This window comes from Eikenella longinqua, from assembly GCF_001648355.1.
GTDB classification, from domain to species: domain Bacteria; phylum Pseudomonadota; class Gammaproteobacteria; order Burkholderiales; family Neisseriaceae; genus Eikenella; species Eikenella longinqua.
Genome location: NZ_LXSL01000028.1, coordinates 112423 through 132196, shown reverse-complemented (window position 1 = coordinate 132196; position 19774 = coordinate 112423). Strand labels below are relative to the sequence as shown.

The following is a 19774-nucleotide window of genomic DNA, read 5'->3' as shown; positions in this document are numbered from 1 at the left end:
GCGGGAATTTGTAAATATTATCGTTTTTAACTTCGCTTTTCAGGTAGCCTCGTTCACACCCTACCACGGTTGGCTTCGGCCATCAGGGCGAGCAGCTCTTCGGTGGTGTCCCAGCCGATGCAGGCGTCGGTGATGCTTTGGCCGTAGGTTTCGGGTTTGTCTTGGCGGCCTTCCACGAGGTGGCTTTCCACCATGATGCCCATGATGTTTTGCTCGCCGTTTTGGAGCTGGGCGGCCACGTCTCGGGCCACTTCCATTTGGCGGGTATAGTCTTTGCGGCTGTTGGCGTGACTGAAATCAACCATCAGTTTGGGCGTAACGCCGGCTTTGGCGAGCTGCGCGACGGCGGCTTTCACGTGTTCGCTGCTGTAGTTGGGCTCTTTGCCGCCGCGCAGGATAACGTGGCAGTCGGGGTTGCCGGCGGTGTGGACGATGGCGGAGTGGCCGGCTTTGGTAACGGAGAGGAAGTGGTGCGGGTGGGAGGCGGCGCCGATGGCGTCGATGGCGATTTTGAGGTTGCCGTCGGTACCGTTTTTGAAGCCGACGGGGCTGGAGAGGCCGCTGGCGAGCTCGCGGTGCACTTGGCTTTCGGTGGTGCGCGCGCCGATGGCGCCCCAGGAGATGAGGTCGGCATAATATTGCGGCGTGATCATGTCGAGGAATTCGGTTGAGGCGGGCATGCCGAGGTTGTTGAGGTCGAGCAGCAGGCGGCGGGCTTGGCGCAGGCCGAAATTGATGTCGAAGGTGCCGTCGAGGTGGGGGTCGTTGATGAGGCCTTTCCAGCCGACTGTGGTGCGGGGTTTTTCGAAATAAACGCGCATCACGATGAGCAGCTCGCGTTCGTATTTTTTGCGAAGGGGGAGCAGGCGGCGGGCGTATTCGAGGGCGGCTTTGGGATCGTGGATGGAACAGGGGCCGATGATAACGAGCAGGCGGTTGTCTCGGCCGTGCACGAGGTCGGCGATTTGGCGGCGGGTGTTTTCCACGAGCTCGGCGGCTTCTTCGCTCACGGGGAGTTCGTAGAGGTGGGCGATGGGGGGGAGCAGCTCGCTGATGCTGCGGATGCGTACGTCGTCGGTGCGGCCGAAGGGTTGGTGTTGGGTCATGGTGGTTCCGTTGTGTTGGGGATGGGAAAGGGGCTTATTGTGGACTGGGGGCGGGGGTTGTGGCAAGGGGTGTTGGGGGCAAAAGGGTGTTGCGGGTGGGCAGGCGGCTTCTATCTGTTTGAGGCTACCTGAAAATTTTGGGTTTGGGCGCTTGGCGGTTTTAGCTTCGCAGAAACTCAGCTTCCTGCGGAAACTTCGTTTTAACTGCGTTGAGGCTTGTGCTTTCAGGTAGCCTTTGAGCGGAAGCAAAGTTTTGGTTTGCCGACTCTCTTTCTAATCCTCTATCGCGGGAGAGGAGGTGGATTTTCTGGCAAATAACAAATTTCAGGCAACTTCATCATTATGATGCGCTTTGTTCACTCTTGCGCCTCATGCCGGCGCGGGCACTTCCTTTCTTTGCTTTGCCAAAGAAAGGAAGCAAAGAAAGGCGACTGCGGGCACAGGTTTGCTGCGCAAACTTCCCTCACTCCGCACGGTTTTTCGGGCGAGCTCGCAACTTGCGGCTTCGCCGCTTCGAACATGCAAGCCCTTGTTTCCCGAAAAACCGCGCTCCGTTCGGCTGCGCCAGCAGGGGCGGCACAGCACTGCACATGAATAGTAAACATACTGTTTGATGTTTTTAGGCTACATAAGGCTACCTGAAAAGTTTGCCGATTTTTCAGGTAGCCTTTGCTGCGCTTGTCTGGTTTCAGGCAGCCCTGCCCTACCAGGCCTGGCGGCGTTTGAGCTGGAGGTAGCGGTTGATGAGCTCGGTGCTCAGTTGGTTGGGCAGCACGTTGATGGCGTGGATGCGGGCGGCGTCGAAGTGGCGGATGGCTTCTGCCACGTGGCTTTCGTATTGCAGGGCGCCGAGGTAGGCTTGGGCGTCTTCTTCTTTGCGCACGGGCTGTTGGCGCACTTCTTCAGGGGCGAGGGGGCGCAGGCCGCCGAACAGAACCATGTGGTGTTTGCGCAGGCGCTGGATGTATTGCAGCAGGTGGCGGCTGTCTTCGTGGTTCAGGTGGGAGAGCACGACGACGAGGGCGCGGCGCTTCTGCTTTTGCAGCAAGAGGTTGACGGCGCTTTCAAAGTCGGCGGCCTGTTGCGAGGGCTCGATGTCGAACACGCCCTGCACGAGGCGGCCAAGCTGCTCCATGCCTTTGTGCGGCGGCACGAAGCGGGCTTCGGGATGGGCGAAGGTGAGCATGCCGATGGCGTCGCCGTGTTTGAGTGCGGTGTAGGAAAGCAGCAGCATGGCTTGCAGGGCGTGGTCGAAGTGGCTTTTGCCTTCCATTTGCAGGCGCATGTTGCGGCCGCAGTCGAGCAGGAAGATGAGCTGCTGGTCTTGCTCGTCTTGATAGGTGCGCACGATGGGGCGGCTCATGCGGGAGGTGGCTTTCCAATCGATGTTGCGGATGTCGTCGCCGTCTTGGTAGTCGCGCAATTGGTGGAAATCCTGCCCTAGGCCGAGGCGCGGCAGTTTTTTCACGCCCACTAGGTTAAGCCAGCGTTGCAGGCCGATGAGATCGGCGCCGAGGATGCGGCTGAAATCGGGCAATACGTCCACTTTGTCGGCCAGCTCCTGCTGGTGCCGCCGCTGCCACAGGCCGAGCGGGCTGGCGAGCCAGTATTCGATGCCGGCGAATCGGGCGCGGCCGCGCAGGCGGGGGGTGACTTGATAGCGGATGGTGGAGAGGCGGCCGGGCTGCGTGTCGATGAGCAGGTGCGGCGTGTTGGTGTGCCAGTTGGGTGGGAAGAGGTCGGCCACCAGCAGGGTTTGCGCCTGCCGCCAGCGGCCTTGGGCGGGCGGGGTGAGCGTGAGTTCCACACTGTGCGGCCGGCCTTGGATAAACTGGTGCGGCAGGTTGCGCTCCCATTTCGGCGCGGGCGGATGGCGCTGCCAGCGGGCGTCCGCCAGCGCGGCAAGCGCAAGCAGCAGCGCGATGCCGCCGGCAACATATTGGATGATGTTGCCAACGTTTGCGTTCAGGTAGCCAGCCAGCCAGCCGGCTATGCACACGGCAAGCAGGGCGGCAAACAGCAGCACCAGCAGTCTGGACGGTCTCATGGGCAGGCCTTACAAGCGCGGCGCGGGCACGGAAGCGGCCAGTTCATTCAGCACCTGCTCCACCTGCACGCCTTCCATCTCCATCTGGGTGGAGAGGCGCACGCGGTGGCGCATGGCGGGCAGCCAGATGGCTTTGATGTCGTCGGGGGTAACGAAATCGCGGCCGGCCAGGAGCGCGTAGGCGCGGGCGCAGCTGATGAGCGCGATGCCGGCACGCGGCCCGGCGCCCACGGAAAGTGCCGGCCAATCGCGGGTGGCGGCCACCAGGCGCACGGTGTAGTCGATAATCTGCGGATCGACGCCCACCTGCGCCACCAGTTTCTTCAGCTGCTCGATCTGCTGCGGCTGAAACACATGGGCAGGCTGGCTGCTGCTGAGCAAGTCGTTGTTGTTGCTGTTGATGACGGCGCTCACCATGCGCGCTTCGTCGGCGGGGGCGGGATAGCCAATCATCACCTTGAACATAAAGCGGTCGAGCTGGGCTTCGGGCAGCGGATAGGTGCCTTCCTGCTCGATCGGGTTTTGCGTGGCCAATACCATGAAGGGGCTGGGCAGGTGGTGGGTGTGGCCGTCGAGCGTTACGCTGCGCTCCTGCATCACTTCGAGCAGGGCGGATTGGGTTTTGGCCGGGGCGCGGTTGATTTCGTCGGCGAGCAGGAGGTGGGTGAACACCGGGCCTTGACGCAGCTCGAAGCGGCTGTTGTGCGCATCGTAGCGGTAGTGGCCGGTAACGTCGGAGGGCATCAAGTCGGGCGTGAACTGGATGCGGTGGAACTCGCCGGCAAAGGTTTGCGCCAGAGAGCGCACGAGCAGGGTTTTGCCTGTGCCGGGCACGCCTTCGAGCAGCACATGGCCGCCGGCGAGGAATACGGTGAGCACTTCGTCCACCACCTGCTGCTGGCCGATGAGCACTTCGTTGAGCCGCGCGCGCAGCACCTGGATGGCGCGCACGCCCTGCTGCATGGCGGGGTTGGCGGTGTGCTGGCCGGGCTGGGGAAAGTTGATGTCCGTCATCGAATCATCCTTTGGGTTGGGGGTTTGTTGATTAATCGGAGTGGGGTTTCAGGTAGCCTGCGGCTGGCTTGAGGCTACCTGAAAACCTGGTGGGCATATTTTTCAGGTAGCCTTCAGCCGCCGGCTAATACCACGAGCGGTATATCTTGCGCATAATCCGTTGATGCGAGGCGAGCATTTGTAGCCACTGCACCAAGTTGATGTTGTCCGGCAGCGGTTTGAGCCAGGGCTCGACCACGGAGGGCGGCAGCTTAGTTTGGGCGCTGAGGAATTCGAGCTGCTTGCGGCTGCCCATCTGCTTCCAGGCGGGGTGGCGCTGTTGCAGGGCTTCGAGCAGGCGGCGCTGCATATCGTTCAAGATGGCGCGGCGGCTCAGGTGGCGGGTGAGGAACTGGCCTTGGGCGAGCAGGTGCTGTTTCAGGTAGCGTTCGGGGGCGGGCGGCAGCTGCTGCACCACGCCCACGCGCACGATGATGCGCCACAAGAGCACGAGTGCGGCGGCGAAGGCCAGCGCCCACAATACGGGCTGGGCCTTGATCATTTTCCACAGCATGGGTGTGCTGCTGCCGTAGCCGGCTTGATAAAGTTTGTCCACCAGGATAACGCGTTCTTTTCCCTGCGCCAGATAAGCGGCGAGGTAGGCGTGGTCGTAGAGGGCGAGGCTGTTGTCCCAGGAGTCGGGGCGGCCGGGGTTGGTAAGCCAGCTTTCGTCGAAGGTGAGCAGCACGCTGCCGTCGCCGTAGGCCACGCGGATGATTTGCACCCCGTAGGCGTTTTTGCCTTGAAACAGCACGGCGGCGTTGGGCTGCGGCACCCACACGGCATTGTCTTGATAATAGCTGCTGCCGAGGATGTTGAGCGTGGCTTTTTCAGGTAGCCTCACGCTGCTGAGGGCGGCGTTGCAGCGTTCGCTCACTTGTAGCGGCTCGGCTTCGCCGATTTGCTGCTGTGCTTGCCGGATGCGCTCGGCGGTTTTCACGCAGGCGGGCAGATTGGGCAAGTTGGGCAGGTTTTTGTCGTCGATTTCGGTGGCTTTGGCGGTGTGGATTTGCAGGCGGCGCAGCATGGTGGCGCGGAAGTCGTCTGCTCCGCCGCTGCCGCTGCTGCTGCCGGCCGGGTTGTCGCTGGCATAGCTGGGCAGGGGCAGCACGAGGTGGTTGCCGCGCCCCACCCAGCCGAGCAGCCGTTCGGCGTCTTCGCTGCTGTCGAGGCGGTGATCGGCCACAATCATCAGCTGCTTGTCGGCGTATTCGTTGATGCCGTTGAGGCCGTACAGGCTGCGCTTGCTTTCCACGCGGGCGGTGCCGGCGCGCTCGAGCAGCTGTTTGAGCGAGAAAAGCCGGCCTTCGCGGATTTGCTGCTGCGCGTCGAGCGTCTGCCAGCTTTGGGTTTGCCGTTTGTCGAGGTTGGCGGCCACAACCAGCCCGCCAACGAGCAATACCGCCAACAGGCCGATGAGCAGGGCTTTCATGTTTTTCATGCCGCGCCCTCCCCTGCCCGGGAAAGGCTACCTGAAAATTCCGGCGCGCCGCTTTCGGCAAACACGCGGCGGTATTCGCGGCACAGGCGGTGTACGGTTTCGCGCTCGGGCAGGCGGTGGGCATAGGCCAGGGCGACCCAGGAATCGGTGAGCGGCTGCCAATAATCCAGGAGCTGCGGCTGGCGCTGGCGCACGCGTTTGAGCACTTGGCCTTCGGTGTCGCTGCTGCGCAGGGGCAGACCGTGGCGGCGGCTGATTTGCGAGAGGCTGCCGCGGTACAACAGGCTCATGGCGGCGCGAGGGTCGCGCTCGTATTCGGCCAGCACGGCGGCGGCCACGTCGCCCGGCAGGCTTTCGGGGGTAATCTTCATGCCGAACAGGGTTTCCGGCACTTCTTCGCCTTCGTTCAGGCCGAAGCCGCCGTTGGCCTGATACCAGCGGTATAGCAGCCACAATACCAGCCCGAGCAGGATGCCGATCAGGGCATACATCAGCGCGTTAAACCACGGGCGGGGCGGCGTGGGGATGTTATCGGGCAGCGGTATGTTGGGGTGGCGGCTCTGCTGCTGTTTGTTGCAGCTGCGCCAGCAGTATTCGGTGTCGGTTTTCAGCTGCCGGAACGGCGGTTTTTCCAAGGTCTCTTGGCGCACCTGCTCGATACGGCCTTGGTTGGGCAGCGGTTCGGCATGCAGGCTACCTGAAAAACCGAAGCCGATAAACACAGCCAGCAGCAGCGCCCACAGCGTGCTGCTCTGCCCCAGCAGGCGGTCTTGGATTTTGCGGGCGGCCAAGCGGATGTCCCAGCCCTCGGCGCGGGTGCGCGCGTTCAGATACAGCATGAAGCCGCAAGCCACATACAAAGGCCCCCAGAAACACAGCAAAATCATATACAGCACGTCTGTGAGATACTCAAACACGCGCCCTTCCCCGGCATCAATCAATGCGCCGATTTGCGTCAGCGCCTGGGTGGAACGCATCCCGCTGAAGGGGTTGCCCACGATATTTTGCGCAGGATCGCCCACCCACAGCCAAAACAACAGGCTGAGCAGGCCGAGGCTCAGAATCATCTCCAGATGGATGCCGAAAAAGGTGAGCCACACCGCCCCGCCGCCGCTCTGGCGCGAAAGCTCGTTGCAGCGGCGCTGGTGGTTTTGGCCCGACAAACGCTCCAGCAGCGTTACCGGCAGCACCAAACTGCGGCGGAAGCTGAAGCGCCGCCAGGTTAAATCGCCAATCAGGCGCGGCCGCCACATCTGCCCCAAAGCCGCGCGCACGCATTGCCGGTATGGCGGCAGCGGCTCAAACACCTGCTGCGACATCAGCCACAACACCGGCGCCTCAAACAGCGGCTTGAGCCACCAAATCAGCAGCCCCGCCCACTGCGGCCGCTGCCAGCACAGCAGCAACACCAAGGCATACACCGGCAGCGACAAGCTTGCCCACACGCCCATATACAACCAAGGCCGCTCCTGAAACAGGCGCGCGCCCAAATCCAGCGCTTCCCAGCCGCTGCGCGGGCGGAAATTGAGGCGGGTTTCCCAAATATTCATGCCGCCCTCCTTCCCGCATACAGCAGATAGGCATACACCAACAGCCACATCACCACGGAAACCATATATTTAAACATCATCGGAATGCTGGTAATCGGCGACCAAAAGCCCTCAATAAACGCAGCGATAAACAGCAACAGAAAGCCGCCGTTCATCAAGCCCACCGCCTGTTTGCCCTGGATGCGCAGCGCATCGCGGCGCGACAAGCCCTGCGGGTTGAGCAGCGCCAAACCCAAACGCAGGCCGCCCGCCGCCGCCAGTACAATGCCGGTGAGCTCGAACGCGCCGTGCGCGCCCACGAAGGAGAAAAAGGCCGGCCCGGCCGGGTCTTTCACCATATAGCCCATCGCCCCGCCGATGATCCAGCCGTTGCTCACGGTTACATACACCGTACCCAAACCGAACAGGATGCCGCTGACGAAACTTTGAAATGCGATGGTGATGTTGTTGAAAATATAGAAGCCGGCCATGGTGAAGTTTTGCCAAGCCTCGCGGTTGCTGCCGGCGGCGTATTGCTCCATCATTTCCTTGTAGGAATCGGCCAATTCCGGGCCCTGACCCAGGCCGGCGATTTTGTCCACGCTCTCCGGCACGAAAGCCGTGAGCAGGAAGGCCACGGCAAACGGCAGGTAAAACAGCGCGTGTGCCAGCCACACCAGTTTTTTCTCGCACCGCACCAGCTGCGGGAAGCCGTGCCGCACAAAATCGCGGAAGCGCACCCACAGCGACACTTGCTGCCCCACATACAAAAGCTGGTGCGCCCGCTCGCACAGGTATTGCAGATAGTCGGTGAGGCCGCCGGAATAGCAGCGGTCGGTGGCCACTGCAAGGTGGTGGCACACGGTGCGGTAGTCTTGCACAAACAGGGTAATCTGCTTGGCGGGCAGGCTGCCGCGCCGCGCTTCCAGCTTTTGCAAATCCTGCTCGAACGCGCGCCAAAACGCCTGATGCTGCTCTTCGAAAAACAACTGCCTCATTCGGCTGCCCCCCTCTGTTCGCCCGCGTAGTATTTGCCCAAGCCCAAAATCAGCTGCTCGGCGGCGCGTTCGTTTTCCTGCCGGCCGAAGATGGCGCCGGCCATCATCTGCGCCAGCTCGGCAGTACGAGCCGCGCTCAGGTGGCGGCGGCGCTCCACAAAGCTCAAAATCGCCTGCTGCTCTTCGCGGGTGAGCGCCACCGGCGGGATAACGGCCTGTACGCCGCCCAAATCCATGCGCTGCGCCTGGCCGCGGGTTTTGTCGACATATACCACCACGGTGGAAGCCAGAATATCGCCCAGGCGGCGGCCGTAGGGGTTGCACAGGCCGGTAACCAGCCCCACGCCGTAAAACATCGGCATGGCGTCGAACACGCGCAACAGGTTGCGCAAGAGCGAGGCCGACCAAGTGATGTGCGTGCCGTTGTCGTTGACCACGCGCAGGCCGAAGATTTTCTTGCCCGGCGTTTGCCCGTGCCACCACACTTCAAATACCACGAAATACAGCCACACGGTGAAGAAGCCGTTTACAAACAGCAGGAAGAAAAACAGGCCTTTGCCAAAATCGTTGCCGGAGTAACTCAAAGCATCTTGAAAAACGAAAGTGAGCAGCATGGTGGAGACCGTTATCCAAACCATGCGGATGATGAAATCGACAAACCAGGCGCGCGAGCGGGCGAACACCGAAGCCGGACGCAGATAAATATCAATGGCTTCCGGCGTTTCTACTTTGAGCAGGGTATCCAGCCGTGAGGAGAAGGTTTCGGACATAGGGAAAGGTGTGTGCAAACGGGGCGGTGCGGCCGCCGCCAAAATGGGCGAACTTTGCCCGAAAGGCGGGCGTTTGGCAAGTTTTCGGCGGGAAGAGGGGCGGAGAGTGTGGCGGGGATTTTTCAGGTAGCCGGTTTTCAGGTAGCCTGTCTGCATGCAGGCTACCTGAAAAGTTTGCAGCATTGAGTGTGCGCCGAATAATGTGCCGCCACAGAGGCTACCTGAAAATGGTTAGGCTAGCTGAAAAGAGGCTTCCGCAGAAAAGCAGATGCCAGCCAAGCCAAAATAGTTAGCTGCGCCGAAGCCGAATTTCTGCGAAACTCAATCACAGCGATGGAACACAGATTGCCCAGCCCCTCACCGAAAGGACAAAACCATGTGGTATCAATCCTTTGAGTTTTACGACAAACAACATCCCGCCGCTGCCGGCGATATGGCCGCATTCCGCGCGCCCTTGCCCGAAGCCGAGCGTGCCGACGCATTGCGCTGCTTGGAAGCCTACGCCGCGCAGCTGGATGCCACCGCATTTTGCCTGCCTCCCCATTTTTCTATTCCCAAAGAACTGGCGCAGCTTTGGCAGTATTCGGTGAGCGGCGGGATAGTGGGCAACGGGCAGGATTTCGGCTATTTTTTGCCCGCAGAAGTGGTGTCGTTTTATTTTGCCTACCAATTTTGGCACTACGCGCCCAACCTGATGCCGATTGCGTTTGACGGCGGCGGCATATTCTATTGCTACGATTTCCGGCCGCACCAAGCCGCAAGCGGCCATCCGCCGCCCGTGGTGATGAACGATTCGGGCAACCTTGGCGAAACCGTTGATGAAATCATTTGGGCAGGCAATACGCTTGCCGAAGTGTTAGCTAAGAAATTGGGTTATTAGACATTCAGTTAGGAAGATGAACGTCATGCCGATTTTTCAGGTAGCCTCCAATCAAAACAGGCTACCTGAAAAATTCGGGTAGCCTGATGCGCATCACGTGCCGCAGAAATTAAATTTCCGGCTCTGCCCGAAACGCCCAATGGTTTACCGGGCCGTGGCCGTGGCCGATGTTGAGCGGGTGGGAGATGGCGGCGGTGATGCACTGCTTGGCGGTGTGCACGGCGGCCTCCACGCTTGCGCCTTTGGCCAGCTCGGCGGTGAGGCAGGCGGAGAAGGTGCAGCCGGTGCCGTGGGTGTGCGGCGTGGGGAAGCGCGGGCTTTCCAGCGTGAACTGCGTGTCGGGCATAAACACCCAGTCGCGGCAGATTTCGCTTTGCGAGCCGTCGCTGTGCCCGCCTTTGATCACCACGGTGTGCACGCCGGCTTCCTGCAACAGGCGGGCGGCGCGTTCGGCATCGGCATCGCTTTGGATGGCGATGCTGGTGAGCGCTTCGGCTTCGGGCAGGTTGGGCGTGAGCACGTCGGCGAGCGGCAGCAGATGGCGTTTGAGCGCGGAGACGGCGTTTTGCTGCAACAGCGGCGCGCCGCCCTTGGCCACCATCACGGGATCGACCACCAGCCGGCCAAACGGTTTGCCCGCCAGCTTTTCGGCCACGCATTCAATGGTTTCCGCTGTGCCCAGCATGCCGATTTTGCAGGCGGCTACCTGAAAGTCGGCGGCGATGGAATCGATTTGCGCGCGGATAATATCCAGCGGCACTCCGTGGATGGCCTGCACGCCCAGCGTGTTTTGCGCGGTAACGGCGGTGAGCACGCTCATGCCGAACACGCCGCGCATTTGGAAGCTTTTCAAATCGGCCTGAATGCCCGCGCCGCCGCCGCTGTCGGAGCCGGCGATGGTGAGCGCCTGTGCGATTGTTGCCATGATTACCCTCCTCATTCAATTGGTTAAATCCATTCCACGCGTGCCCGATCGGCAGCTTGCCGCGCGCTAATCGAACCGAGATGGTCGATGAGCGACACGGCAAACGAGCCGCTCTGCGTGTCCTGCAAGCCTTGCGCCGCCAGCTCGCCGGCCACGGCATATACGGTGCAGGCTTCGGCCACGGCGTGCAGCATATCGCCCGGCGCGGCCACGGCGGCAAAGGCGCCCACCACGGTGCTGAGCAGGCAGCCGGAAGCGGTAACTTTCGGAAACAGCGGCGTGCCGTTATTCAGCTTGGCGGTGCGGCTGCCGTCGGAAACGTAGTCGGTTTCGCCGCTGATGGCGGCGATGCAGCCGTGTTGCTGCGCGATGCGTTGGGCGATTTCTTGCAAATCGGCCGAGCCGCTGCCCGCGTCCACGCCTTTGGCCTGCCATGCCACGCCGGCAATGTGCGCCATTTCGCCGGCATTGCCGCGCACGGCGGCGAAGCGGATTTCGCGCAGCAGCCGCGCCGTGGTGTCGCGCCGCAGCGCCGTGAAGCCTGCGCCCACCGGATCGAGCACCACCGGCACGCCGGCGCGGTTGGCGGATTTGCCGGCGGCGAGCATGGCTTCCACTTTGTGCACGTTCAGCGTGCCGATATTGAGCACCACAGCCGAGCTGGCGGCGGCGAGTTCGTCCATTTCGTCCACGCTGTCGGCCATAATCGGCGAGGCGCCGATGGCGAGCAGGCCGTTGGCGGAGAAGTTGGCGGATACGATGTTGGTGATGTTGTGCACCAGCGGGTTGCGGGCGCGAACTTGATCCAGATATTTGATTTGCATGTTGTTTGCTCCTTCGGCTTGGCAGGTGCGGGCAAGAAAAACGCCCGCTGCGGGTCGGGCGTGTGGGTGTGTACGAGACAGTGTGCCGGCTTCGGCTGCGCGGGAACGCTGCGCTTTAGCTTCGCAGAAACTCAGCCTTGCTGCGCAAGACATCGTTTTCAGGTAGCCTCCATCAAGCTTAAGGCTGCTCGGATAGTTTCCTACGCCAGTATTAACTGTATCAGGTACAACGGGTATTTTCTCAGCCGCGCCGGCGGCACCCCGACTAATCGCGGGCGGATTATAGCCTGCGCCCGGCTTTTTTGAAACTGCGGCGGGGGGAGGAAAGGCTACCTGAAAGCAAAGCTTCAACGAAGTTAAAACGAGCGTAGCGAGTTTCTGCGAAGAATCAAACATAAACCCTGTCCCACGGCCGCTGCTACGCTGTGTTGCCAAAGGCAAAGGCTACCTGAAAACCCCCATTGCCGTTTTCAGGTAGCCCTTTATTTTTCAGGTAGCCTTTAAGCCATGCACGGCCAAAGCATTCAACCGGCCTCGCTGCCGCCCACCGTCAGCCCGGCATCGATGCGCAGCGTGGGCTGCCCCACGCCCACGGGCACGCTCTGCCCTTCTTTGCCGCACACGCCGATGCCGCTGTCGAGCGCCATATCGTTGCCAATCATGCTCACGTGTTTGAGCACTTCCGGGCCGCTGCCGATGATGGTGGCGCCCTTCACCGGATATTGCAGTTTGCCGCCTTCCACCCACCAGGCTTCCGAAGCGCTGAACACGAATTTGCCGCTGGTGATGTCCACCTGCCCGCCGCCGAAGTTCACGGCATACAGGCCTTTGTCGATGGAGGCGATGATTTCTTCCGGCTCGCGGCTGCCGTTTTGCATGAAGGTGTTGGTCATGCGCGGCATGGGCACGGCGGTGTAGCTTTCGCGCCGGCCGTTGCCGGTAACCGCCATGCCCATCAGGCGGGCGTTGGTTTCGTCTTGCAGGTAGCCGGTGAGGATGCCGTCTTCAATCAGCACGGTTTGGCGGGTTTCGTTGCCTTCGTCGTCCAGATTGAGCGAACCGCGCCGCCGGGCGATGTCGCCCTGGTCCACCACGGTCACGCCCTCGGCGGCCACGCGCTCGCCCAGCCGACCGGCAAAGGCGCTGGTGCCCTTGCGGTTGAAATCGCCCTCCAGCCCGTGCCCCACCGCTTCGTGCAGCAGCACACCCGGCCAGCCGCTACCGAGCACCACGGTCATGCTGCCGGCGGGCGCGGGGCGCGATTCCAGGTTGACCAAAGCCTGCGCCACGGCAGCGTTCACATATTCGCGCAGCCGCTCTTCGGAGAAATAGTCCAGCCCGTGCCGGCCGCCGCCGCCGAAGCTGCCCATCTCGCGCCGTTCGCCCTGCTTGGCCACCACGCTCACGCTCAGGCGCACCAGCGGGCGGATGTCGGCGGCGGTGCGGCCGTCGAGCCGCGCCAGATACACCAAATCGTATTCGCAGGTAAGCCCGGCCATCACCTGCACAATGCGCGGGTCGGCCGCCTTGGCGAGCTGTTCCACGCGGTTGAGCAGCGCCACTTTGGCCGCCGAATCGAGCCCGAGAATCGGGTTGTCGGCAGCATACAGCGCGGGTTGCGTGCGGCTACCTGAAAAACTGCCGGAGCCGTCCAGCTTAATCTGCCGCTCCTGCCCCGCCGCGCCGATGGTGCGCACTGCTTCCGCCGCCTGCCGCAACACCGCCGGATTGAGGCTGTCGGCATAGGCAAACGCGGTTTTCTCGCCCGACACCGCGCGCACGCCCACGCCCTGGTCGATATGGAAGCTGCCGGATTTCACCATGCCCTCCTCCAAATGCCAGCTTTCATAGGCTGTGCGCTGGCAATAGATGTCGGCGTAGTCCACATGGTGCGCGGAAATGGCGGACAGGGCGCGGCTCAGTTCGGCACTGCCGAGCTGGTTGGCATGCAGGAGTTGGCTGGAAACGGTTTGCTGGATGGTGTTCATGTGTGCGACAAGGAAAGCGTGTGGAAAGAAAAGCGGCATTATATAACGGAGCGCACCATGCCGATGCGCCTAGCCTGCAACCGCCCTAAATATTGAAAAAATAAATGGCCTCCATATGGTTCGATAAAAATATTTTCCAGATAAATATTGATAACAATTATCGTTTATGTATAATACCAACATGCTTCAGCCAAACTCGGCTGGGCAATCCGTCTTCTCTCAAATTCCCACAGGAGTGCGCCTAGCGAACCGTTTCCTCTACATCCCAATACTCAAAACCGAAAGCCGAAGCCTGCTGCCCCAAACAGCGGGTTTCGGCTTTTTTGCGTTTGCCGAGCCTGCGCCCCAACCCGTCTTGCCGATGCGGCTATATTTGATTTGCGCGATTTACGCTATAATGCGCCGCTTTTCCACACGGCTACCTGAAAATTCCTGCGGCACTGCGCCGCCGCTAGCCGGCACAACTATTACTACTTCAAGGATTCAGAAAATGGGCTTTTTGCAAGGTAAAAAAATCCTGATTACCGGCATGATTTCCGAACGTTCGATTGCCTACGGCATCGCCAAAGCCTGCCGCGAGCAGGGCGCCGAGCTGGCATTCACCTATGTGGTGGACAAACTCGAAGAGCGCGTGCGCAAAATGGCGGCCGAATTCGGCTCTGATTTGGTGTTCCGCTGCGACGTGCAGAGCGACGCCGAAATTGAGCAGGTGTTTGCCGATTTGGGCAAAAAATGGGACGGTCTCGACGGCCTGGTGCACGCCATCGCCTTTTCGCCCAAAGAAGCGCTCAGCGGCGACTTCTTAGACAGCATCAGCCGCGAAGCATTTGAAATTTCGCACGATGTTTCCGCCTACAGCCTGCCCGCACTGGCCAAAGCCGCCCGCCCGATGATGCGCGGCCGCCACAGCGCCATCGTTGCCCTCTCCTACCTCGGCGCCGTGCGCGCCATCCCCAACTACAACGTGATGGGCATGGCCAAAGCCAGCCTGGAAGCCGCCATCCGCTTCACCGCCGCCTGCGTCGGCCCCGAAGGCATCCGCTGCAACGGCGTGTCTGCCGGCCCGATCAAAACCCTGGCCGCCGCCGGCATTGCCGATTTCAGCCGCCTGCTCAGCCACGTGGCCTCGCACAACCCGCTGCGCCGCAACGTGACCATCGAAGAAGTGGGCAACACCGCCGCCTTCCTGCTCTCCGACCTAGCCTCCGGCATCACCGGCGAAATCACCTATGTGGACGGCGGCTACAGCATCAACGCGCTGAACGACACCGCATCTTAATTCCGCCGCGGCTGCCCTGCCCCGATAGGATAGAGGCTACCTGAAAACAGTTTTAACGAAAGTAAAAATCTGTTTTCAGGTAGCCTCTTGCCTAGGTAGCAGCAAGACAGTGCCGCATTTTGGTGTTATCCTTGCGCCTTTCTGATTACCCCGTTTTTGGTTGCCGCATGAAAAAACTCCTCCGGCTGGTTTCCGGCCTCATCCTGCTGCTGGCCGCGCTGGTCTTCGGCGCGCCCTACTACCTCGGCATCAAGGCCGAAGAAAGCCTTGCCAAGCAGCACGAAATCCTGGCCGACACCTCCTTCCTGCAAGTTGAATCCCGCCGCTACGAGCGCGGTTGGTTTTCCTCAACCGAAACCACCGTGGTGCGCTTCAAGCCCACCTTCCTCGCGCAGCTGCAAGACAAACTGCCCGACAACCTCAAAACCATCCTCAACCAGCCCATCACGCTGGAAAGCCGTGTGAACCACAACCTGTTTGCCAACGGCATCATGCCCGTGCGCGCCGTGGTGGAAACCCAATTCAACTTCGAGCCAGAAAGCCGCGAAATCCTGCAGCGCTTCTTCGGCAGCCAGCCCCCCGCCAGCCTACGCAACGTGATCAATCTCGACGGCAGCGGCCATCTGTCTTGGCAAGTGCCCGCCTTTAAATATCAAGAACTTTCCGGCATCGCCATCGATTGGCAGGGCCTCAAAGGCGAAACCGACTACGCCAAATACTTCACCTCCTACCAAACCGACCTGGAAAACCCCGGCCTCACCATCACCCTGGCCGACAAAGGCAGCGTCGCCTACCAAAACCTCAAGCTGCACACCGAAACCCGCGACGGCCAGCACAACCTCGCCCTAGGCAGCAGCAAGCTCACTCTCGGCCAAGTGCAGCTGGAATGGAAAGACAACATCAGCTACGACATCCGCCTCAACGACGTGCTCAATATGGTGTCCGACCTGCAAATCGGCAGCTTCATCAACCCCTATGGCCAAGTGCCCCCGTCCAAAATCAGCCTCACCGATTTGCACATCGAAACCAGCATGGCGGAAGACGGCCAATGGGTGAACACCGAAGGCAAGTTCGGCTTCGCCAAGCTCAACTACGGCAGCGACAGCTACGGCCCGCTCGCCATTATCGTCAGCGCCGAACACCTCGACGCCGAAAGCCTCGCCGCCCTCAAAACCCGCCGCGACCAGCTCGTTACCCAGCGCCTCGACGACGGCCAGATGCGCGAAGCCCTGCTCGCCACCCTGCGCCGCGAAGCCGCCGGCCTCTTCACCAACGACCCCGTAATCCGCCTCAAGCAGTTCGACCTCACCACCCCGCAAGGCATGATCAGCAGCAGCGGCGAGCTCAAATTCAGCGGCCTCACCGCCGCCGACCTAAACGACATCAACAGCATGATGGCCAAAACAGATGCCGACTTCCACATCGCCATCCCGCAGAAACTGATCGAGCAGCTCACCGCCTCCCAGGCCAAAAACTACATCAGCGTCGATCCCTCCCTGCCTAATGCCGACAAAGAAATCCAAGAAGCCGTGCGCCTCTGGCTCGACAACATCCTCACCGGCATGGCCCGCCAAGGCTACCTGAAAATCGACGGCAACCAAATCGTCAGCACCCACATCGTGATTCGCGACCAAGCCCTCAGCATGAACGGCAAACGCATCGAATCACAGGCCGACCAAGACCTGCTGCCCGACAGCTCCCTGCCCGCCGACAGCAGCGCCCCCGCCGCTTCCGCCCCGGCCTCCGCGCCCGCCCAAGCGAGCCACCCCGCTGCCGCCTTCGCCCCGCCCAAAGGCGCATCCGCCCCCTAAACCCAGCAAGAAGGCTGCCGTTTTTCAGGTAGCCTTCTAACTATAAGTGGATTAAAAAAATCGGGGTAAGGTGAGCCAATGCCGTAGCGGTTTTGTAATCCACTCTATTTCCAGCAACCGAGCAACACCATGCCCTATCCGAGCGCCGTCCATCCCGAAAAAGTCGGCACCTATCCTGCCCGCACCCATTCCGGCGGCGGCTATTTCTACGACCAAGTGCTCGAATACCGCGTATGGTGCCACCCCGAGCGCGGCGCACCCGACGTACACCAAGGCAGCGACTATTTCCACGCCTTCGCCGCCCTCGCCTTTTCCCAAAAGCAGCCCGGCAGCGAAGCCCCGCTCGTGTTCGTCCGCCAGCAAGAATATATTGACGAACCCAGCCCCGGCACCTTTGTCCGCAAAATCGGCGAACGCCTCACCGAATGGCTGCCCGAATGGCTGGAAAACAGCCAACGCCGCCCCGGCTCGATAGAAGCCTTCCTCGCCCAACACAAAACCAAACCCAATCAGGCTACCTGAAAGCGAAGCTTCAACGTAGTTAAAACGAGCGTAGCGAGTTTCTGCGAAGCTAAAACAGAAAACAGAGCTTCAACAACGTTAAACCAAGGTTTTCTAAGCCCGCCAGTTCCGCCACACCACACCAAACATTTTTCAGGTAGCCTCCCAGCCCAAGCAAACATCCCACCCCAAATCCAGCCGACACCATCCGCCATGCTCCAAACCGACACCCTCACCGCCGCCGAACCCGAGCGCCTCATCACCGCCCGCCAGATTTCCAACCAAGAAGAGCAGCTCGAACGCGCCCTGCGCCCCAAAACTCTCGCCGACTACATCGGCCAAGCCAAAACCAAAGAGCAGCTCGGCATCTTCATCGCCGCCGCCAAACAGCGCGGCGAAGCCCTCGACCACACCCTCCTCTTCGGTCCGCCCGGCCTGGGCAAAACCACCCTCGCCCACATCATCGCCAAAGAGCTCGGCGTGAACCTGAGGCAAACCAGCGGCCCCGTGCTCGAACGCGCCGGCGACCTCGCCGCCCTGCTCACCAACCTCGAGCCGCATGACGTCCTCTTCATCGACGAAATCCACCGCCTCAGCCCCGTAGTGGAAGAAATCCTCTACCCCGCCCTCGAAGATTACCAGCTCGACATCATGATCGGCGAAGGCCCCGCCGCCCGCAGCGTCAAAATCGACCTCCCCCCCTTCACCCTCGTCGGCGCCACCACCCGCGCCGGCATGCTCACCAACCCCCTGCGCGACCGCTTTGGCATCGTCTCCCGCCTCGAGTTCTACACCGCCGCCGACCTCGCCACCATCGTTTCCCGCTCCGCCGGCCTGCTGCAAATGAGCCTCGACGACACCGGCGCCCTCGAAATCGCCCGCCGCAGCCGCGGCACCCCCCGCATCGCCAACCGCCTCTTGCGCCGCGTGCGCGACTACGCCGAAGTGAAAAGCAACGGCCAAGTGGACGCCCAGCTCGCCGACGCCGCCCTGCGCATGCTCGACGTAGACAACGAAGGTCTCGACATGATGGATCGCAAATTCCTCGAAGCCGTGCTGCACAAATTCGCCGGCGGCCCCGTCGGGCTCGACAACATCGCCGCCGCCATCGGCGAGAGCACCGACACCATCGAAGACGTCATCGAGCCCTACCTCATCCAACAAGGCTTCCTCCAACGCACCCCGCGCGGCCGCGTCGCCACCGAACGCAGCTACCGCCACTTCGGCATGCCGTTGCAGCCTTGAAAGCAGGCTACCTGAAATCCTACCAGCTTTTTTCAGGTAGCCTTTCCCCCAACTTAGAGGCTACCTGAAAAATCTGCTCCGGCTAAATCCCACCCCATCCATCCCATACCCGCCATGCCCCAATTCTCCCCCAGCGACCACGCCCTGATGCAGCAAGCCCTCACCCTCGCCTGGCAAGGCCGTTTTTCCACCTCGCCCAACCCCCGCGTGGGCTGCATCATTGCGCACGGCAGCCAGATTGTCGGGCAAGGCTTCCACCTCAAGGCCGGCGAGCCGCATGCCGAAGTGCACGCCCTGCACCAAGCCGGCAGCGCCGCGCAAGGCGCCACCGCCTACGTTACCCTCGAGCCCTGCGCCCACCACGGCCGCACCCCGCCCTGCGCCGAAGCCCTTATTCGCGCCGGCGTGGCCCGCGTGGTGGCCGCCATGCAAGACCCGAACCCCTTGGTGGCCGGCAAAGGGCTGGCCATGCTCGAAGCCGCCGGCATTCAGGTGGCCTCAGGCCTGCTGGAACATGAAGCACGGCAGCTCAACCGCGGCTTCCTCTCGCGCATCGAACGCGGCCGCCCCTTCGTGAAGCTCAAAACCGCCGCCAGCCTCGACGGCAAAACCGCGCTGTCAAACGGCCAAAGCCAATGGATTACCGGCGAAGCGGCGCGGCACGATGTGCAAATCCAGCGCGCCGAAAGCTGTGCCGTGCTCACCGGCATCGGCACCGCCCTGGCCGATAACCCGCGCCTCACCGTGCGCAGCTTCCCCACCCTGCGCCCGCCACTGCGCGTGCTGCTCGACAGCCGCCTGCGCCTGAGTGCCGGCAGCCACCTGCTCGACGGCAGCGCCCCCACGCTCATCTACACCCTGTCCGAGCGCCCCGCTCCCGCCGGAGAAGCCGAAATCTGCCGCCTGAGCCCCGATGCCCAAGGCCGCCTTGATTTGTCCGCCGTGCTGTCCGACTTGGCCGCACGCGGCATCGGCGAGCTGATGCTGGAAGCCGGCGCCACCCTGGCCAGTACGTTTCTAGCGCAGGATTGGGTGGACGAAATCGTGTGCTACCAAGCGCCCAAACTGCTCGGCGGTGCGCAATCGCCCACCCTGTTCGGGCTACCTGAAAATCCGTCCGCCCTCAGCCGCGCGCCCGACTGGCAAACTGTGAGCGTGGAGCAGCTCGGCGACGACATCAAATGGGTGCTGCAACGGCGGCGCGGATGAAGCGTGCGGGCAAACAAAATACCGGCTGCTTGGGCCGGTATTTTGTTTTCGGTAATGGCGAAAATTTTTCAGGTAGCCTGGATGGCTGATGACTCTTTTGTGGGTACATTTAAAGCAAGAGGCTACCTGAAATGCTGCGCAGCAAAGCGTCTGCGCTGCTTTATTTTT

Annotated in this window: 16 protein-coding genes and 1 riboswitch; of the genes, 6 read left to right on the top strand and 10 right to left on the bottom strand. The window is 61.5% G+C overall.

What is annotated here, in order from left to right:
- Nucleotides 1-53: 53 nt before the first annotated feature.
- From aroG to A7P95_RS08075, 7 genes are all read right to left on the bottom strand, one after another.
- Nucleotides 54-1106: a 3-deoxy-7-phosphoheptulonate synthase AroG gene (gene aroG / locus A7P95_RS08105; RefSeq protein WP_067593764.1), complete on the bottom strand. Its 1053-nt coding sequence runs from the start codon at nt 1104-1106 to the stop codon at nt 54-56.
- A 703-nt stretch (nt 1107-1809) separates the two neighbouring features.
- Nucleotides 1810-3153: a DUF58 domain-containing protein gene (locus A7P95_RS08100; protein WP_067593761.1), complete on the bottom strand. Its 1344-nt coding sequence runs from the start codon at nt 3151-3153 to the stop codon at nt 1810-1812.
- Nucleotides 3154-3162: 9 nt separating this feature from the next.
- Entirely contained in the window at nt 3163-4167 is a 1005-nt protein-coding gene (locus A7P95_RS08095; protein ID WP_067593758.1) for an AAA family ATPase, read from the bottom strand.
- Between the two features lie 124 nt (nt 4168-4291).
- Nucleotides 4292-5647, bottom strand: coding sequence for a DUF4350 domain-containing protein (locus A7P95_RS08090; protein ID WP_067593755.1), 1356 nt, complete (start codon nt 5645-5647; stop codon nt 4292-4294).
- Nucleotides 5644-7197, bottom strand: coding sequence for a DUF4129 domain-containing protein (locus tag A7P95_RS08085; RefSeq protein WP_067593752.1), 1554 nt, complete (start codon nt 7195-7197; stop codon nt 5644-5646). Before A7P95_RS08085 ends, A7P95_RS08090 begins: the two co-directional genes overlap by 4 nt.
- Nucleotides 7194-8174, bottom strand: coding sequence for a stage II sporulation protein M (locus A7P95_RS08080; protein ID WP_067593749.1), 981 nt, complete (start codon nt 8172-8174; stop codon nt 7194-7196). The genes A7P95_RS08085 and A7P95_RS08080 overlap by 4 nt, the downstream gene beginning before the upstream one ends.
- Nucleotides 8171-9127 (bottom strand): RDD family protein, encoded by a 957-nt coding sequence (locus A7P95_RS08075; protein WP_225748172.1) that lies wholly within the window; start codon nt 9125-9127, stop codon nt 8171-8173. Before A7P95_RS08075 ends, A7P95_RS08080 begins: the two co-directional genes overlap by 4 nt.
- Before the next feature lie 193 nt (nt 9128-9320).
- Here A7P95_RS08075 and A7P95_RS08070 point away from each other — a divergent pair, with 193 nt between their 5' ends.
- Nucleotides 9321-9824, top strand: a complete 504-nt coding sequence (locus A7P95_RS08070; protein ID WP_067593746.1) for an SMI1/KNR4 family protein — start codon at nt 9321-9323, stop codon at nt 9822-9824.
- Nucleotides 9825-9933: 109 nt separating this feature from the next.
- Here the strand turns inward: A7P95_RS08070 and thiD are convergent, their stop codons facing one another.
- The 3 genes from thiD to tldD form a co-directional block, all read right to left on the bottom strand.
- Entirely contained in the window at nt 9934-10749 is an 816-nt protein-coding gene (thiD, locus tag A7P95_RS08065; RefSeq protein WP_067593743.1) for a bifunctional hydroxymethylpyrimidine kinase/phosphomethylpyrimidine kinase, read from the bottom strand.
- Nucleotides 10750-10772: 23 nt separating this feature from the next.
- Nucleotides 10773-11573 (bottom strand): hydroxyethylthiazole kinase, encoded by an 801-nt coding sequence (gene thiM, locus A7P95_RS08060; protein WP_067593740.1) that lies wholly within the window; start codon nt 11571-11573, stop codon nt 10773-10775.
- Between the two features lie 180 nt (nt 11574-11753).
- Nucleotides 11754-11847: riboswitch (TPP riboswitch) on the bottom strand.
- A 250-nt stretch (nt 11848-12097) separates the two neighbouring features.
- Entirely contained in the window at nt 12098-13561 is a 1464-nt protein-coding gene (gene tldD / locus A7P95_RS08055) for a metalloprotease TldD (protein ID WP_067594309.1), read from the bottom strand.
- Nucleotides 13562-14051: 490 nt separating this feature from the next.
- On the opposite strand from tldD, the gene fabI reads away from it, so the two are divergent.
- The 5 genes from fabI (at nt 14052) to ribD (ending at nt 19606) form a co-directional block, all read left to right on the top strand.
- Nucleotides 14052-14840, top strand: a complete 789-nt coding sequence (gene fabI / locus A7P95_RS08050; RefSeq protein ID WP_067593737.1) for an enoyl-ACP reductase FabI — start codon at nt 14052-14054, stop codon at nt 14838-14840.
- Nucleotides 14841-15007: 167 nt separating this feature from the next.
- The gene (locus A7P95_RS08045; RefSeq protein ID WP_067593734.1) at nt 15008-16651 is read left to right on the top strand and encodes a YdgA family protein; all 1644 of its coding nucleotides are present in this window, start codon (nt 15008-15010) and stop codon (nt 16649-16651) included.
- 129 nt (nt 16652-16780) lie between these two features.
- On the top strand, nt 16781-17173 hold the full coding sequence (locus A7P95_RS08040) for a GCN5 family acetyltransferase (protein ID WP_067593731.1): 393 nt from the start codon (nt 16781-16783) through the stop codon (nt 17171-17173).
- Nucleotides 17174-17365: 192 nt separating this feature from the next.
- Nucleotides 17366-18397 carry a Holliday junction branch migration DNA helicase RuvB gene (gene ruvB / locus A7P95_RS08035; RefSeq protein WP_067593728.1) on the top strand — a complete coding sequence of 344 codons (1032 nt, stop codon included), beginning with the start codon at nt 17366-17368 and terminating at the stop codon, nt 18395-18397.
- 114 nt (nt 18398-18511) lie between these two features.
- Nucleotides 18512-19606, top strand: a complete 1095-nt coding sequence (gene ribD, locus A7P95_RS08030; RefSeq protein WP_067593725.1) for a bifunctional diaminohydroxyphosphoribosylaminopyrimidine deaminase/5-amino-6-(5-phosphoribosylamino)uracil reductase RibD — start codon at nt 18512-18514, stop codon at nt 19604-19606.
- Nucleotides 19607-19774 lie beyond the last annotated feature (168 nt).